Below are 17,785 nucleotides of genomic sequence, written 5' to 3'. Positions count from 1 at the left end.
ATTTATAGGCGTGGTCAATTGTTATGCCTAAATATAATAAGAGTTACGCCATGAATAAAGTATTTAAAGTCATTTGGAATAGTGCCTTAGGCCGCTATGACGTTGCATCTGAAATCTCTAAATCAGGAAAAAAAACTAAGTCACTTTGCTCAGGAACTGTCGATACAACTTTAGGTTTAACGACCCCTTCTCGCCTGAGCCAGATTGCCATCACCTTGATGTTTACATTAGGGGCGAGCTCTGCTTTTGCTGCGGATGTAAGTGTTCCCGGATTTACACCTGAAGTTGATTTTACGCAGACGTTTAGTGGAGCCAACAATACTTTATTGGGGAGCTTTAGCAGCATTACTCGCGGAGCCAATGGTTTTACAAACATGAAGTTAGGGGATATTCCGACAGATAAATTCCTTAATGGTGCTGAGAGTCTGCTCAGTAAAAATATTTTCAACTTGGGTTCAATGGTAACTGAAACCTTCCTTGACCCGAAAGGCACTGGCGCATTAATTACCATTAATGTGTATAGCAGTACTGCTATGTCAATTAAACCGCTTGCCGATTTTGTGGTGGCTTTTTCTTATGCGGTTGGTGAAAATGGTCAGTATGTGAATCGCAACTTATTCCATGTGTTGGATGGCAGCGATCTGAATGTGGCTGTCGGCAGCACGGCCGCAGGTTGGGTTAATGACAGCAATAACTATTTTAACGCCATTCTTAAAGGCAGCCTGAAAAGTGAAGCGGCAACAACGACCTCTTCAGGATTCTATGTTGAATCTACTACATCGGCCCAGAATACAGTCTTAAATTATAACGCCAAAACTGTAGTCAACCTGGGTAATAACAACAATAACATTCGCGATAGTAGTACAGCGGTGGCGAATGCTGTACTTGATGACTTTACCGGCGCATTCACCAGCCCTTATCTAGGGGCCCAAAATGTTCAAAATTTTGCTGATTTCCAAAAATACAACAATGATTTAATCGCGGGCATTAAAAGTGGTGCGATTGCACTGGACAGCAATGGCTACCAGGCTGAACTGGCGCGAGCTTATATCACTAATGGCAGCAATAGCTCACCTAAAGTTACCCCGATCTATCTTGATATGGGTATTGATGCCAATGATGCCGTAAATCACCTGGTCGATTCTAGCCGTGTTGCCTTTATTCATGGTGATGGTCAACATGCTATTGTGAATATAGGTGCTGATGCCAATATTCAGGCGTTCAATACGGATATTTCCGTGGTGCGATTGAACGATGGCGCGACCCTGAATAACGCCGGGACATTAGGTTCAGCCGCAGGCACTGTTCGTGGTACCAATATTATTTTCGCCACTGACAGTACAGTAATCAATGAAGCAACTGGGGTTCTGGACGCGGGGACTAACCCTGACATGCTGGATTTCAAACCCATACCGAGTGCCACGTTACCACTGGATGTCGCCAGTGGCAGCCATACTGCAATTTTGGCTAATGGGGCCTCCTCAGTCACTAACAACGGCGTAATTAACACGGCTTCACGTGGGACCAGTGTTTATACCCGCGTAGCTATCATTGACGGTACCTCAACCTTCGTCAATAACGGCGCAATTAACATTGCTGCAACTATCGATAAATCGCCTCCAACCGGGTATCTGAACGAAGGGGTGAGTGTTCAGAAAGGCGCTGCCTTTGAAAATAACGGTACGATCTACATTGGCCGTCAAGCCCAGCGTTCAGCGACGGATATCGTCACTGATCTGGCCATTAAGACTCAGTCTTATGCCGTCAAATTACTGCAAGATACGGTTAATCTGGCCAATATCGCCACCTTTACCAATAATGCGACCGGCAAAATCGTGATTGGCAGCAAAACTGAGAACTCCATCGCTATTGATGCACGGGGGGAGAGAGTTGCGGTGAATCAGAACGGCACCCTCGAGCTCAACGGTGCGGGTGCAACACCAGGACAAAATGCAGCGCAGAATATCGGTATTTCGTCCAGCGCTAACGCCACGAATATCTTCAATAATGGCGATATCATCATTAATGGTATCAATACCGTCGGTATCAAAGTACTGACCAACAGTTCAGCCACTAACGCCGGTAACGTTTATGTAAATAACGGGCTTGATGCTGCCACTAATCTGGCGAACTACGGTATTCAGGCGGTTGGTGCGGGCGCGGTGGCTAATCTCTCTGGTGAGGTAAAGCTGGCGGGCGATGGTGCTATTGGGGTGGTTGCTGAAGATAAAGGTACCATTAATGTCTCCGGTACCGGTCAGGTTGAGTTTGTTTCAGGTAAAAAACAGGTGGGCTACCTGATTTACGGTACGGGCTCTAGCGTCAATAATATTGCCACGGGTGATGAAACGGTTTCAACCGAAGGCTCTACACTGTATCGCGTTGATAAGGGTGCCAGCTTTATCGGGACCACTGCCTCAACCATGAATGCCACCGGTAAAGATTCTTCTCTTATTCAAGTCACCGGTGTTGGCAGTACATTTAACTCCGGCGCGTTAGATATGGTCCTGTCTGGCGAGGGCTCTACTGGGGTCAAAGTTGAAGGAGGAGCCACCGGCACCATCACGGCAGATGCCAGTCTGGAATTGAGCGGTGATGGGGCTACTGCCGGGATCGTCGATGGCAACTACTACGGCCTGGATGGTATTGCCACCGGTGCTACCGGAAAATCTGTCTTAACCAGTTCGGCGGTATTGACCACCGGTAACACCGCGTCTGGTGCCTATGGCTATATCGCCCGTAATGGCGGTGAGCTTATCCACAAGGGCTCCATTGATTTTACACAAGCAGGCAGTACTGGCGTGCTGGTAGACGGCGGGATTCTGACCAACCAAAACCTCATCACCGTAAATGGGACTGCGGTCAATATTCAGGGCGCTAACTCTACCGTGAATAACAGCGGTACCGTCAACGCGACCGACGGCACCGCCGCTTATCTGCTGGGTGCGGGTGCGAGCCTGACCTTATCCGGTAACGGTGAAACCAAAGCGGGCGGCACCGCCCATGGCGTACTGCTTGATACCGGTGCCACAGCACTGACCGTGGATGGCGCAACCATTACCATGACCGCGGGCGGCACAGGTAATGCGATTGAAAACAAAGCGGAAATTACCGGCATTCAGTTAAAAAACACCTCGCTGACGGTGGGTAATGGTGCAGGTATTCGTACCGGTGCCTCCATGGCGGCAACCAACTCTGGCACGATCAATGTCAACGGCAGCGGTACCGGTATTCTGTTTGCCAACACAGGCGACACCATCACCGATAATACGCTGGACATGTCCGACTCGGCCGATCTGGTGATTAACGTCAATTCAGCCGCGGGCAAAGGGATTGTCACCAACTCCAGCCAGGATCTGAAAACCGGTGCCAGCGTAAACGTCAATGATGCCGCAGGCGGTGCAGCGCTTATCGTTGGCGGCACCACGGCACAAGTGGAACAATCAGGTAACCTGAAATCTAAGTCACTGAGCAGCCCGGTGGTCGATATTGATAATGGTTTTGTTAACAGCTTCGTCAACAGCGGTACCATTCAAGCCAACAGCGAGGCACAACAAGCGGTAATCACCACGAGCGGTAACGGTGTGGCATTTACCAACGCCACGGGTGGCACAATTGTTGGCAAGGTGGATCTGTTAGCGGGCAACAACACCGTGACCCTGATGCAAGGCAGTAAAGGCAATGATTTCAACACCGGCGCGGGTGACGACCTGTTTATTCTGAAAGATCTTATATTAACTGATACGGGTGTGTTCAGCTCACTGAACGGCGGTACCGGCATGGATACCCTGCGCTTTGATAACTCGGCGTATACCCTGAGTAACGCTGCTGCCATCAGTAATATGGATTATATCGATCTGATCAATAACTCGACGCTGACACTGGACAACGTGCTGCTGGCGTTGGGTGACAGTCAGGATGACAATGCCAACACCGGTTTTAATCTGGGTGACGGCAGTCTGTTGCAGGTTAATAACCTGAATGCCGTGAGCTTTAACAGCAAGTTGAACGGCCTCGGCACGATGGCCGTTAATACCGCCGGTAATGCCTTTGATTTTACGGCTAATGCGGCACAGAACGCCTTTAACGGGGTACTGGCATTAGGTCACGCCACCTTTGAGCTGGCGGCGGATAACACGGCAGCATTAGTGAATGCCACTCTGAAACTGGGCGCGGACAGTATCACCACCGTCGGTGACGGTGTGCAAACTATCGGTGGGTTGGCCTTTGACGGCGGTACGGTGAAATTTGACACCGGCACCCCGGGTGAGACGGTGGCGAAAAGCACTATCCATACCACCAAAGAGATGAACCTGCTGGGCACCGGGACGGTGGTGGTGGACATCGACAGCGTCGACAACAGCCAGACGCCGGTCAATCCTGCGCTGCCCATCATGGAGCAGGATGATGCCAACACCGTGCTGCAACTGGCGGTGAGTGATGTGGCCGTGCAAGGCGATGGCGGCAATCTGGTGCTGAAAGACCAGGATGGTAATGTCATTACCGATGCCACCACGGCCGATATTGCACAGAATGGCACCACGGTCGCCAAAGGCACTTACGATTATCGCCTGAGCAGCGGTACGGGTAACGACGGTTTGTATATCGGTTACGGCCTGACCGAAGTTGAACTGCTGGGCAGCGGCGCGGATGCGCTGTCATTGTACGCCACCAATAAAACCGGTCCGTCGGCGGATTTGAGTGCCAAAGTGACGGGCAGTGGTGAGTTGGCGATTGATACCGGTGCAGAAAATACGGTAACACTGTCCAATCTGGACAATGATTACACCGGTTCTACCGATGTACGCAGCGGCACCTTGCAGATGCTGAATAATAATGTGTTGGGGAATACCTCGCTGTTATCACTGGCAGCAGATACCGCCTTTGACATGAAGGGTCACAGCCAAACCGTGGGCGAACTGAACAGTACTGCGGGTTCAACGGTTGATCTCAATGGTGGCAGCTTAACCTTGAGTCAGGGCGGTGTGTCTGAGGGTGAACTGACCGGCAGTGGCGCGCTGACAATTGCCGCCAATGTGCTGACCGTTAAGCGTGCCAATACTGGCCTGAGCGCGGTGACCACCCTTGCCAGTGGCGCACAAGCGTTACTGAACAATGCAGCGGGTCTGGGCGATGGCAATATCGTTAACGCCGGTCTGCTGACACTGAAAGGGGCTGCGGGCCAGTTAGCAAATGCTATCAGTGATGCCGGCAGTGTGGTGCTGGAAGATAACAGCGATATCACATTGAGCGGTGATAACCGCCTGTTCAGCGGCCTGTTTGCTATCACGAACGGCAGCCAGTTAACCGCTTCTCAGGCAGAACATCTGGGGACGGCAGCGGTCACTAACGACGGTTCATTGGTGCTCAATAGCGATAATAACTGGTTGCTGGCAAACAGCATTAGCGGCAGTGGTAGTCTGACTAAAAACGGTGACGGTACCCTGTCATTGACTCAAACGGCGGCCTATACCGGCCAGACAGATATCAATGCGGGTGGCCTGATGTTAGGCAGCAGTGCTGACCCCATGACGCTGGCAAGCCAGCAGGTGAATATAGCCAGCGGTGCCTTTATGGGCGGTTTTGGTGGCGTAGCGGGCGCGGTTGATAACCAGGGCGTGCTGTTTGTGGGCAACCCAACGGCACCGGTGGTACCGGCGATGGGCCGTCTGGCGCCGGCCAGTAACATCTTTACCGTTGGCACTGACTTAACCAACAGCGGCACGGTATTTATCGGTAACAAAACCAGTGACGGCTCCGGCACCACCGGTAACCAATTAGTGGTCAACGGTAACTATATTGGCAACAACGGTCTGCTGCACTTCAACACCGCACTGGGTGACGATAACTCGGCCACCGACAGCATGATTGTGAACGGTAACACCAGCGGCACCACTAACGTCAGTGTGGACAATGCGGGTGGTCTGGGTGCCAAGACCCTGAACGGTATTGAACTGATCCAGGTGAACGGCCAGTCAGACGGTAATTTTGTGAACAGCGACCGTATTGTGGCAGGCGCGTATGATTACTCTCTGGTACGGGGGGTGGGAACCAATGCCAGTAATTGGTATTTGACCAGCTTGAGCAATTTACCGGTTGATCCAGAAAACCCGGTCGACCCGGAAAACCCGGCGAGTCCAGGCGAGGAAACTAAACGTCCTGAAGCCGGCAGCTACACCGCGAACCTGGCCGCAGCCAACACTATGTTTGTGACGCGTCTGCACGATCGTTTGGGCGAAACACAGTATATCGACGCCCTGACTGGCGAGCAGAAAGTGACCAGCATGTGGCTGCGTAACGAAGGCGGACATAACCGTTCACGTGACACCAGTGGTCAGTTGAAAACCCAAAGCAACCGCTATGTGATGCAATTGGGTGGCGATATTGCCCAGTGGAGCAACGATGGTCTGGACCGTTTACACCTGGGTGTAATGGCCGGTTACGGTAATAGCAAGAGCGACACCCACGCGAAATCGGGCTATAAGTCGAGTGGTTCGGTTGATGGATACACCGCCGGGGTGTACAGCACCTGGTATGCCAACGACGAAGACAAGTCGGGCTTGTATGTTGACGGTTGGGCGCAGTACAGCTGGTTTAACAATAGCGTGCAGGGCGACGGTCTGGCGACGGAAGAGTATAAATCGAAAGGGATCACCGCGTCGGTCGAGAGCGGCTACACCTTTAAGATCGGTGAAAATCAGTCTAAAAACGAAACGTACTTTATCCAGCCGAAAGCCCAAATCACCTGGATGGGTGTGAAAGCTGACGAGCACCGTGAAGCAAACGGTACTCAGGTGAGTGGTCAAGGCGACGGTAATATCCAGACCCGTCTGGGGCTGCGTTCTTATATGAAAGGCCACCACGAAAGTGATAATGGCAAGGATCGCGAGTTCCAACCGTTTGTGGAAGCCAACTGGATCCACAACACCAAAGATTTTGGCACCAATATGAACGCCGTTGACGTGAAACAAGCTGGCGCGAAGAATATCGGTGAACTGAAAGTGGGTGTTGAGGGGCAAGTGAACAAGCAACTGAATGTCTGGGGTAACGTTGGCCAGCAATTGGGCGACAAAGGTTACAGCGATACCGCAGTGATGTTAGGGGTGAAATACAGCTTCTAATAAGAGTAAAGTAAGTTGAAGAGTGGCACTTCGGTGCCACTCTTCATTCATCGAACATACGTAATAGGGTGTTATTGCAAATAAATATTAAGGCTGAGCTTTCTCGCAGGTTAAAAGCCTTAGAGACTGAAAATAGAGTTAAACAGACTCACTCTGCCCAGAGGCTGATCATAATACCAAGCTTCTGCCTGATCTTTAGGCTGGCGACAGATAAAAATGTTCAACCGGTGATAAATGCTCCCAGGCGGGATGCTGAATTTGTCCTTTGCGTATCATATGTACTAACTCAATGCCGGCCAATGTAGGCGACGGAAGGCATTTCAGATCAAACACATAGCCGTATAACATCACAAAAAAAAGCATGTTACCTGAAGACGTCTTGATGAGACAGAACCGGCACAACGAGGTTTTTTGAGGTTTATTTCTTGCTAGTATTAATTCCATCTTTTAAAAAAAATAGAATTACAACAACTCTAAAAAAGAAGATTTTTCCTAAAAAGTAATGGACTATCTCCTATTCTTAAATTAACTATTGACTGCTAAATTAAGTTTTTTGGTAATGCCTCCAATTAGGGTTCTGTCGCATTAAGGCGTGGTCAGGTAACATGCTGTTTTTTTTTACGATGTTGCCTGCCCATGTCTCTGATCCGAAATGCCTTTAAACGCCTGCATTATCCCGTCGATGTTATCGCGCAATGTGTTCGTTTGTATCTGGCTTACGCCCTGAGCCTGCGTAATCTCGAGGGGATGATGGCAAAACGGGATATTACCGTTGACCATTCCACGCTTCACCGCTGGGTCATCCGTCGGGTACCCTTGCTGGATAAGGCATTTCGCCGGCATAAACGCTCAGTAGGTCGTCGGTGGCGCATGGATGAAACCTACATAAAAATCAAAGGTCAGTGGAAATATTTGTACCGGGCGGTCGATACTGCAGGCCATACCATCGACTTCCTGCTGACGGCCAAACGGGACGCTGCAGCCGCATTGCGCTTCTTTCGCAAGGCCATTAGTCATCACGGCGAACCTGAGATAAAAGTGGTGCCAACACCGCAGCTTTAGCCACGCTCAACGGTAAAAAACCTGATGAGGAAGCGATTACCGTCAGGCAGAGTAAATACCTGAACAACCTGATAGAGCAGGACCATCGGAATATCAAACGACTGGTGCTGGGATTTAAATCATTTCGGCGTGCGCAGACGCTGTTAGCAGGCATCGAGTTGTTACAGATGATACGTAAAGGGCAACTTCAGCATCCCGCCGAAGAACATTTATCACCAGCAGAACAATTTTATTGGCTGCCTAAAAAAAAGGCAACGCCACTTTTGCTGACTTGCCTATGTTAATGCGACAGAACCATTCAAAATCATTGGCACTTTCATTGAACGCGAGTATTACGTTTGAATCGGGGCTTTGTTGAATAATTCGGATTTAGATAAAAGCGCCTCTCGTCACTGACTTCCTCAGGCAATCCGCACACTTTCTGGCATCCCTGCACGCGTCATTTTGTTTAAGGCACGGATCATGGCCATAGTTTCTCCAACCTGCGCATCGTAATCCCTCAACGTAAGATGCCCACCAAACAGCTGTTTTACGCGGTACATCGCCGTTTCGGCCACTGAACGCCGGTTATAAGCCGTGTGCCATTTCCAGTACGCATTGCTCCCAGTAAGCCGTTGCCTCGCCACCGCCTGATTTCTGTCGGCATACTCCACCGGCCAGTAGCCGGCGCGCGTTCGCGGCGGGATAAGCGCCTTAATTTTCTTGCGCCGCAACTCGTCGTGGCACCGCTTTGTGTCATAAGCCCCGTCGGCACAGGCAGCCCTGATTTTCCTGTGCGTCTGACGGATAAGCCCCGGGAATGCCTCTGCATCAGTCACGTTGTTTAGGGACAGGTCAGCGCAGATAATCTCATGCGTATCAGCATCCACCGCCAGGTGCAGTTTCCGCCAGACGCGGCGCTTTTCCTGGCCGTGTTTTTTCACCTTCCACTCACCCTCACCGAAGACTTTTAAGCCGGTGGAATCGATAACCAGATGGGCAATTTCACCGCGTGTTGGGTTTTTGAAAGGGATGCTGACGGATTTAGCCCGCCTGCTGACGCAGGAATAATCCGGGCAACGGAGCGGGAGCTTCATTAGGGTAAAGATGGAGTCAATGAATCCCTGCGCAGCGCGAAGTGTGAGGCGAAAAACGCGTTTGAGCATCAGAACGGTTGAAATGGCCAGCTCAGAATAACGTTGCGGACGACCGCGTAAAGACGTGTTGGGCTCGTCATACCATGCCTGAATGGCCGACTCATCAAGCCAGAATGTCAGTGAGCCCCGATTGACAAGCGCCTTGTTGTAGGTGGCCCAGTTGGTGATTTTGAACTTTTGTTTTGCCACGTGATATCGCTGCAGGATCAGGAGTGTGGTGATCTGATCCTAACTACGGCCAAAAGTTCGATTTATTCAACAACGCCGGTTTGTACAGACATTGATGGCATGGTTGCTGATATGTGTTACATCCAATTATCGTTGTTGGGTATCCCTGCCCAGGTTATTACCGGTAATACACTCACACTGACAGTGAATAGAACTTTCCATACACCTTTTTGGTATCTGGGAGGGTGGGAAGAGAAGTTAAAACACGCTGAAGCCGTTGAGCGGATGATGACGATATTCTCCCGCCTACAAGCCGCTTAATACTTTAAATACAAAGTGATATATAGAAGTCATATATCACTTTGTATTTAGAGTAATTGATAACGGTAACTTTATATTTTACATTGTGTAACTTTTAGTGATACAATGCATGTACGGAATGGAATGACGGAACAGACAATGATTAAGTCTTTTCGGGATAAATACCTAGAACTGTTCTACATGGAAAGTAAACGAGATCGCGCGATACCGGCAACAATAGAGCGCCAGTTAGCGAAGAAGCTTGATATGTTGGCCGCCGCACATAATGAGCGAGATTTGTTTATTCCAACCAGTAATTACTACAAGCGTCTCTCAGGGCAGTTTGATGGCTGGTCAAGTATGAGAGTCAATATTCAATGGCGGTTAATGTTTCAATGGAAAGACGGATATGCTGAAAGCATCTACCTCGATCCTCATCAAGACACCTAGCAGGGGGATTTATGCTTGATACCACTACTCGCGAACCTACTACGGTAGGCGAAATTTTGCAGGAAGAATTTTTAACCCCATTAGCCATTGGGCAGGAAGAACTGGCCGATATTATGGGCGTGACTCGCGCAACGGTTAACCGTTTGTGCAAAGGCCGTCGTCGTCTGACTGTAGAAGAAGCGACGCTGTTTTCTGAGTTGTTTGAGACGACGCCCGAATTTTGGTTGAACCTCCAAGCCGCTCATGACCGTTGGGAAGCGCGAGAAGCGCTTCAAAAACATAAGCGACCCCCAATGCGTCCTATCATGGAAATGTTGGGGCGGCGTATCTCCCACGCCTGATCCTGCCAAATAGAAACCGCCCGTATGAAGTGAACCCCATATATTGGACACTTTGCTTTAACTGGCGGATGGCATGGCCTGAGTTCGATATTGTACCGGACTCAGGTCGTTCAGTTTCCCTTTGATTCGCTCGTTGTTGTAGTAGTGGATGTATTCTTCCACTGCATCTCTCAGATGTTCCGTGTTTTCATACTCTTCGTGATACCAGCATTCTGTCTTTAACAGACCAAAAAAATTTTCTATCACAGCGTTATCCAGGCAGTTCCCTTTACGCGACATGCTTTGCTTTATGTCTTTTGCTTGCAACGCTTCCTGATACTGTAGTGGTCAACTAAAATTGGCAACGGTAGTAGACTGTTCATAGAACAGCCGTTCGGATTCATTGGGCGTTAAGCCTCCGTTGTACCAGTGCGGGCGAAGTTCGCTGTAGTAACCCGTTATATATCGGGTGATGCCATTTCTGCCCTCCCCCAAGCTCTGGTAACCTGTCGTCGGTACCCATTCGGATTTCAGACTTCTGAAGAATCGCTCCATCGGCGCGTTGTCCCAACAGTTTCCACGCCAGTTTAGGCTCTGTTTTATCCGGTAACGCCACAGCAACTGACGGTATTTTTTACTGCTGTAATGACTGCCCTGATCGCTGTGGAACATCACTCCGCCTGGGCGCCCCCTGAGTTCCCATGCCATCTGTAACGCTTTACCCGTTAGCGCTGAGTCAGGTGAAAATGACATCGCCCAGCCTATGGGCTTGCGGGCAAACAGATCTAACACCACAGCCAGATAAGCCCAGCGCTTACCTGTCCAGATATAGGTCACATCGCCACACCAAACCTCATTCGGTTGGGTTACTGCAAACTGCCGCTCCAATAGATTCGATATATCAACATGCTCCCGCCCACCCCGTTTATATTTGTGTGTGGGACGCTGGCAACTTGTCATGTTCAGCTCTGCCATCAATTTTCCGGCAAGCCAACGCCCCAGTTTTACGCCCTTATTCGTCACCATTATGGCGATATTTCGGGCACCGGCTGACCCGCCGCTGGCCTGCCAGACTTCGCTAACCAGGCAATTGTGCGCTCGACATCTGGGACGCGTTCTCTGTTATGCCAGTAGCGATAGCTGCTACGCTGAACATCAAAAGCCTTACACAGTGCTTTTACCGAATAAAGCGCGCTCAATTTATCGACTATCGCAAACTGTTCAACGAGTCCGACATCAAGAGAGCGGTGGCCTTTTTTAGAATTTCGTTCTCCATTTCAAGACGTTGAATCTTTTTCTTCATTTCCCGAAGTTCTATTTGTTCAGGCGTCAGTGGAAGCCCAGCGGGGGTTTTAACCTGACATTCCAATCTGAGCTTACCCACCCATCGGCTAAGGGCGAAAGACTGACATTCATGGCTTTAGCGCCTCCGAATGAGAGTATTTCTGGTCAACAACCAGCTTTGCTGCTTCGAGTTTAAATTCAGCCGTAAAATATTTGGTCATGGATCACCTGTAAAGTTATTGAGGCAAGAATAACACCTCTAGTCAGGTGGCCAAATTCACTATGCCACTACACTTCACAATATACCATCTCAAACTGTTATTGATTGGACTTGATGAAACATGCGCTTTTTGCATTCTAACGAGGTGAATTAAATGATGCCGGACACTATAAATACTCATCTCACAGCATTCCGCAATATCTCGGGTTTTTGGCCACTGCTCCTGGGGAGGAAGTATATCATTATCACTGTCACACATCCCCAGTAAGGCAATCAGCACACGATCAGTCAATGGGGTGTTCATACCGTCTCCTTTTCGATTTTTATTCATGCCCCTGCCAAATTCTTGGCCACACTCAAATTTAAGTGTTCCACCTAGACAGATCCCTTCTTTGTCACGCTAAGCTCAGCAACACATAAGGGGTTATAAGCCTTCCTGGCTGAGCTTATTCTGTATCTGTAGGCCAGCGACTCGTCAAAAACGACGATGATAACGCGTGTTTTCATACAACGTGCCAACGTCGCGTCCGTTGGAAATTAATCATGCAAAAACGCCCTGCTAAGCCCGTATTCAAGCCAATACGTTTCGTACTAAGCATCCCCTGTGATGACTGACATGCGCATTTCAAGGTCACTTATCATGACTGAAGTTCAATATAACAATGATGTGACTCAAACCACATTTTGTGGTGCGGAAATAATGCAGTAGATACGAAACAAGGCATTTCCTTTCTTGTCATTCAATACTGCCCGCCTACGCATATTTTTATGTAACCGTGCGGCTAACTAACGATATTTTTTTCTTCTGTTTTGAATAATAAACATCCAGATTGTTAACACCATATTTAACGCATATACTGCGTCGGTGAGCACTGACAGTCTTATAGTTGAGCGACAAAATGTCCGATATCTGGCTGTTGTTTAAGCCTGAACGAATGTGACCTAATACTTCCTGCTCTCTTCGGGTCAGGACTGATTTGCGCAACTCCCCCCCATCAATATTAATAATATCCCCCGAATTACCATTGACACGCACTGAATTAATCGTTTCTCGGATATTGACAAGACTGCTACTCCAACAAAGGGCAGCGTTATACAGATGGGGGAAATGGCACATGTCAGTATATTCATCACAGAACAAAATAATATTGATCGAGTGTTTTGATTTTACTGTATTGAGTAAAAACCTCGTATCAGCATGGTCTAACTCCGTAATATCTAACAGTAACAACTTTGTTTTTTTACCTATTGCCTTCATGAGGGCACTTATAGAAGGACAAACTCTACCCCCTTTACTTTTGGGTGGAGGTGCGGATTTAAATTGTTCAGACAAAATAATTTCAAAAGAAAATGAAATTAGCCAAGACCGGCTGAATATCACATAACTCACACATTAACTCCTTTTCATTACCTATAAATAAAAAATAATCATGTTGTTACCGACCGAATTTAATGTCTGTATTCATAGCACATTATCGTCCACTACTGGCAGGTCTGAAATAAAAAGCCCTATATCATAGGGCTTTCATTAGTACTACTGGAAATAAAACAGCCAAATAAACCTGAGCGGATCAGAGCTCGATAGCGGTGAATAAAATATTTACGGTGTAAGTGTCTGCTACCACCGTTTGTGCCATAGAGGTAATAAAGAAATCCCCGGTGCCATTACTCATATCGACATCTACCCCCGAATTTATGGGCGAAGGGGGGAAGCCACTATAAGTGTTATCAGCTAGCATGATTCGTATCGTGTTAGCTGGATTTTTCCCAGGAATAACTCGAGCAGAATTAATGCCCATATATATTGTTCCGTTCAACCATTCCGCATTCACTGCACTTTGGTTTGCGGCACTTAAAAGACTCGCGTCGACCGCCCCCGAAGCCAGCACAGCACCATTAGCAACCTGGCCCGCGCTTAACCCCCCCGTCGGCGTTAATGTTGCTGTCAAAACTCCGGGCGCAGCGAACACTAAGTCTGCCGACACTTGCTGGCTTGCCCCCGGCACCGTCAATAAATCCCCAGTCGCTGCTGTACTGTACTGTGACACCAGTGTTAACGCAGCAACCGCCGCCAGGGTAAACTTTTTCATATTCTTCATTTAAAACTCCATGTATTGTAATTAACTCTCTTAACATCAGTGCAATTCGTGATAATTAATATCACGCATTAACACACCTCAATTCCGCACCCATTGTCTAAGTGCAGTAATATATTTTCCCGGCATCTGCTGAGCTCGCCGACAATCTGAATAAATAAAACCTCTCCTGACTCATTCCTCACAGGGTGGCCAGTGAATAATAAAAAAGGTCACGCCTCTATCAGCGAGTGAATTTAATCTTCTACCTTATATTTTTTAATTCCGGCGCACTCATTACTGAGATATATTCAATATGCTCGGTCATGGCAGCATCATATTAACCGGTAACATCAACCCCATTAATATCGGGTTGCATAAAAAATTATAATTGAGCCTAGTTTATTAACGGCAGCATGTTATTTTCAACTCATGTTTTTATTATTTGCGTCGAGATACAGACGAACACATTGTATAAAACGAGTTAATTCATGCACTAATTATATTTATGTCTGACTCACGGTATCTTCTCACGGGATATCCCCAGATACTTTTCAGATAATGCACTCTGCTGCGTGCCCATATTTTCTTTTATTCAGGCCGCACCAGTATGTTTAATTCAACACGCTTACGGCTGCAATCCGACACCCCGCAACGTCAGCGTGTAACGGTCGGCGAGCACCGTCTGGTCACCGTCAATCACCAGGTCAAATCCCGTACTGCGCTCGCCGGTCTGTATCTTTATGCCCTTACCACCGTCGCTGTCCGCGACCCAACCCTCTTGCTCTATCCGCACCCGCAACTGATTATTGCCATGACTCTGTCCCGTCAGCACGTAGCTGTTCGGCTGACCACCGGTCGGGGCGGTGTCACTCCATACCTGAAATCCCGCATGCTCACCGTCATACACAATCTGTCCTTGCCCGATACGGCTATTGTCTAAAACCCTGCCGGCAACCTGTACACTGTCCATTCGCAGAGTCAGCTGTACCGTATCAGCCGCCTGCGCCAGTGAAAGTCCGGCCCACAGCACCACCATCACACATCCCCGCCATGATGCATATTTTATTGCCATCATTGCCTCTTTCATTTGACGTGGTACCCCGTAAAAAATTCGACTCAATGGCATACACCGCTCATTTCAAATATACCGGCAGGCCCGATGTCTTTGGGCAGGCGATAACTCACACGGCACTGCTGCTGTTGACCCAGGCCCCATTTCACCACCAGTTCACCCTCAGCTGACAATCCCGTCAAAAACACCGTCCCTTTATCATCCACCACGCCCGCAGCCCCTAGGTTTTTGGCGTCCTCCAGGGTCACCATGGCACCAAATGGCAGTGTGCTACCATCTGGGCGAGTCAGCACCATCAAGGCTCTCCCCCCAATACGGGTCGCGAATGTTGCCGGAATAACGGCTCCTTTTGTCGGGACCACCCGAACATCCGTCTGGGTGATATCTGCCTCCGACGACAAACGGGATGGGTCCAGACTGACGTTGTTTTCCTGATACGCCCTCAGGTAAGACTGCGTGGTATAGCCCCGAAAATCAGTTTTCACCCCCGGCCATCCGCCAACCGGAATACCCGACGCCCCAGGGGCCTCCACCAGTGCCACGGTGTCACTTAATGGCTGACCGAGTGTCACACCGTTCCGGTGCACCACCACACCGCCTGCTACATTCGCGCCCATTTGCCGGATATTTGGGCTGTAACTGTAATTGCCCCCGACCTGTCCATAACCGCCGTACCAGGTCAGTTGCATTGCACTGTTATTACGGTCACCGCTGTTGGCATCCGGGCGATAACGCTGATTAACATTCCAGTTCAGTTGTCGGTCTAAAGCCTGACCACTGAGCCCCAGTTGCTGTGTGTCCCCACCGGATGACGGTGACACCAGTTGGTAGTTGCCTCGCACTGTGCCCCCAAGCGGAACGCTCACCATCACACTGGTAATACGGTCGTTTTGTTGTTGGCCTGAATAAATAATTCGTTTGTTCTGCGTCCAGTTGAGTGACAAGGACGTTCCCCCCAAGCCGACGCCATAACTGGCACCGAAGGAATCATCATGCCCGCCCCTGTTCCAGTAACTCTCGCGGGTTCCGTTCAGAGTGATATAGCCCCAGCCGCCAAACGACTGGCTCAACGTTACCGTGTTACGGGTTTTACGAAGCTTTATATCGCTGTCACTCCACCCATCCCGGTACGTATCCAGCACTTCAGACAACGTGTGGTACCCAGATGAGGTATAGTAGGTATTTGACACACTCACGCTGGTATTCGTGGCTTCTGCGACCTTGCTGTAACGGGTTCGCCAGGCACCACCACGCTCACGCTCCAACTTGTTACGCTCACCCTGCATATGTGTTCCATCGACAGAAATCGCCCCCCACTCCCCCATCGACACCCCCAACCCCAAAGAAGCGGACTGGTAGTGGTTAGCGCCCTGAGCTCCACCGTAAGCGGTCAGACCCCAGGGAAGACCGTACATCACTGTCGCCTGCCCGATTGCCGCCTCTTCTATCGAGGTGTCTGCTGAACGGTATTGCCCCGCCATCGTGCTGTATTTCACATACCCTTCCCGCAAAGCAATGGAGGGGGTCTGATAGGCCACCGTAAAAATCTGTGGGCTACCGTCCGTTTCCCAGACAGTTACCTCCAGATTTCCGCCCGAACTCCCCGTCGACAGGTCTGTGAGCGCAAATGGCCCAGGAGCCACCGTCGCATTATAGAGAGTAAATCCATTCTGCTTCACTTCAACACGGGCCTGTGTGCGGGCTATTCCGCGAACGACCGGCCCAAAGTCACGCTCATGATAAGGCACCATTTCATCATCTGACCCGAGCATGGCTCCCCGAAAGGGAACGGTGTCAAAAATATCGGAGGGGGTATAACGCTCCCCTAGTGTCAGGCGACTCTTCAGGGGATATAACCCCCGCTCAGCATAAGTGTACGGGGTCTGCCACTTTCCCGACTGGTCCCCCGACTTCTGCCAGGTCGTTGAATTACGCAGGCGCCACGCCCCCAGATTCATGCCCGGCTCCAGTTGGACAAACTGCGAGTCCGTATGATTGTTACTGTTACCCAGATACTCTGTCCGGTTGGTATTGGCTCGGTAATTCATCAGTGCGGCAGTCACACCGTCATCCCATAACTCGACAGGAGCAATGCCGCGCATCTTTGGGCGTATAGCCACATGAGGTACGCTCAGTAACAGTTGCTGGTTATGAAACTGAAAATCTGCACTGGCCTGGGAAATGGCAGACAAATCAGCGCAATCATCACCGTCACGTGACAGACCGGGATAATCGTTAACCCTGATACCGTAACGGGATAAGGCCACCACTGCCAGACAGGGGTTAAGCACTGGTTCACCCTGCGCATTGTTCTCCTGCGCGAATGTCACTTCTCGCGAGTCAACACGCTCACCGTTCAGTAGTATGTCAACTATATAAGTTCCGGGTAACTGCCCACCCTGGTTAAATAACTCGATGTCAACGCTGCTCGCATCGCCCCCCAACATTGCAGAGTCGAAGGTATATGTCCGTGCCGCAGCGCCGTCTGAAATACAGACCAATCCTGCCATCAAATATGTGGTCATAATATTTTTTTTCATTGTGCTTATTGTTGGAGACTTACCCTTCATTACA

At 49.5% G+C, this 17,785-nt stretch carries 9 protein-coding genes and 4 pseudogenes; 5 read left to right on the top strand and 8 right to left on the bottom strand.

The window, feature by feature from the left end; genetic code table 11:
- Window positions 1-50: 50 nt before the first annotated feature.
- The gene (locus tag V2A84_RS00755) at window positions 51-7,121 is read left to right on the top strand and encodes an autotransporter outer membrane beta-barrel domain-containing protein (protein WP_442821520.1); all 7,071 of its coding nucleotides are present in this window, start codon (window positions 51-53) and stop codon (window positions 7,119-7,121) included.
- 195 nt (window positions 7,122-7,316) lie between these two features.
- Here the strand turns inward: V2A84_RS00755 and V2A84_RS00750 are convergent.
- Window positions 7,317-7,421: pseudogene (locus tag V2A84_RS00750) on the bottom strand (IS6 family transposase); the annotation flags it as partial.
- Between the two features lie 336 nt (window positions 7,422-7,757).
- Here V2A84_RS00750 and V2A84_RS00745 point away from each other — a divergent pair.
- Window positions 7,758-8,467, top strand: a pseudogene (locus V2A84_RS00745) (IS6 family transposase).
- 117 nt (window positions 8,468-8,584) lie between these two features.
- Here V2A84_RS00745 and V2A84_RS00740 read toward each other — a convergent pair.
- Complete coding sequence (locus tag V2A84_RS00740; RefSeq protein WP_226717630.1) at window positions 8,585-9,508, bottom strand: IS5 family transposase; 924 nt, start codon at window positions 9,506-9,508, stop codon at window positions 8,585-8,587.
- A gap of 111 nt (window positions 9,509-9,619) precedes the next feature.
- Here V2A84_RS00740 and V2A84_RS00735 point away from each other — a divergent pair, with 111 nt between their 5' ends.
- From V2A84_RS00735 to V2A84_RS00725, 3 genes are all read left to right on the top strand, one after another.
- Window positions 9,620-9,808, top strand: a complete 189-nt coding sequence (locus V2A84_RS00735; protein ID WP_442821519.1) for a hypothetical protein — start codon at window positions 9,620-9,622, stop codon at window positions 9,806-9,808.
- 138 nt (window positions 9,809-9,946) lie between these two features.
- The gene (locus V2A84_RS00730) at window positions 9,947-10,237 is read left to right on the top strand and encodes a type II toxin-antitoxin system RelE/ParE family toxin (RefSeq protein WP_442848492.1); all 291 of its coding nucleotides are present in this window, start codon (window positions 9,947-9,949) and stop codon (window positions 10,235-10,237) included.
- A gap of 11 nt (window positions 10,238-10,248) precedes the next feature.
- Window positions 10,249-10,578 carry a HigA family addiction module antitoxin gene (locus tag V2A84_RS00725; RefSeq protein ID WP_049615233.1) on the top strand — a complete coding sequence of 110 codons (330 nt, stop codon included), beginning with the start codon at window positions 10,249-10,251 and terminating at the stop codon, window positions 10,576-10,578.
- Between the two features lie 57 nt (window positions 10,579-10,635).
- Here the strand turns inward: V2A84_RS00725 and V2A84_RS00720 are convergent.
- From V2A84_RS00720 to V2A84_RS00695, 6 genes and pseudogenes are all read right to left on the bottom strand, one after another.
- Window positions 10,636-10,896 (bottom strand): annotated as a pseudogene (locus V2A84_RS00720) (transposase); the annotation flags it as partial.
- Window positions 10,897-10,905: 9 nt separating this feature from the next.
- Window positions 10,906-12,062 (bottom strand): annotated as a pseudogene (locus V2A84_RS00715) (IS3 family transposase).
- A 765-nt stretch (window positions 12,063-12,827) separates the two neighbouring features.
- Window positions 12,828-13,451 carry a response regulator transcription factor gene (locus tag V2A84_RS00710; protein ID WP_442821517.1) on the bottom strand — a complete coding sequence of 208 codons (624 nt, stop codon included), beginning with the start codon at window positions 13,449-13,451 and terminating at the stop codon, window positions 12,828-12,830.
- 181 nt (window positions 13,452-13,632) lie between these two features.
- Complete coding sequence (locus tag V2A84_RS00705; RefSeq protein ID WP_442848491.1) at window positions 13,633-14,160, bottom strand: hypothetical protein; 528 nt, start codon at window positions 14,158-14,160, stop codon at window positions 13,633-13,635.
- Window positions 14,161-14,764: 604 nt separating this feature from the next.
- Window positions 14,765-15,265: an AfaD family invasin gene (gene afaD / locus V2A84_RS00700; RefSeq protein WP_442821515.1), complete on the bottom strand. Its 501-nt coding sequence runs from the start codon at window positions 15,263-15,265 to the stop codon at window positions 14,765-14,767.
- Window positions 15,256-17,736, bottom strand: a complete 2,481-nt coding sequence (locus V2A84_RS00695) for a fimbrial biogenesis outer membrane usher protein (protein WP_442821514.1) — start codon at window positions 17,734-17,736, stop codon at window positions 15,256-15,258. The genes afaD and V2A84_RS00695 overlap by 10 nt, the downstream gene beginning before the upstream one ends.
- Between the last annotated feature and the right edge of the window lie 49 nt (window positions 17,737-17,785).

The organism is Yersinia sp. 2553 StPb PI (genome assembly GCF_052217105.1).
In the GTDB taxonomy this organism is placed as follows: Bacteria; Pseudomonadota; Gammaproteobacteria; order Enterobacterales; family Enterobacteriaceae; genus Yersinia; species Yersinia enterocolitica_E.
The sequence above is the reverse complement of the archived record's forward strand: the minus strand, read 5'-3'. Positions and strand labels throughout refer to the sequence as shown.

What these genes read in the sequence shown, in the direction of transcription:
- V2A84_RS00735 (WP_442821519.1), top strand. Translation starts at nt 9,620, where the DNA reads ATGTGTTACATCCAATTATCGTTGTTGGGTATCCCTGCCCAGGTTATT.
- V2A84_RS00755 (WP_442821520.1), top strand. Translation starts at nt 51, where the DNA reads ATGAATAAAGTATTTAAAGTCATTTGGAATAGTGCCTTAGGCCGCTAT.
- afaD (WP_442821515.1), bottom strand. Translation starts at nt 15,265, where the DNA reads ATGCCATTGAGTCGAATTTTTTACGGGGTACCACGTCAAATGAAAGAG.
- V2A84_RS00695 (WP_442821514.1), bottom strand. Translation starts at nt 17,736, where the DNA reads ATGACCACATATTTGATGGCAGGATTGGTCTGTATTTCAGACGGCGCT.
- V2A84_RS00730 (WP_442848492.1), top strand. Translation starts at nt 9,947, where the DNA reads ATGATTAAGTCTTTTCGGGATAAATACCTAGAACTGTTCTACATGGAA.
- V2A84_RS00705 (WP_442848491.1), bottom strand. Translation starts at nt 14,160, where the DNA reads ATGAAGAATATGAAAAAGTTTACCCTGGCGGCGGTTGCTGCGTTAACA.
- V2A84_RS00725 (WP_049615233.1), top strand. Translation starts at nt 10,249, where the DNA reads ATGCTTGATACCACTACTCGCGAACCTACTACGGTAGGCGAAATTTTG.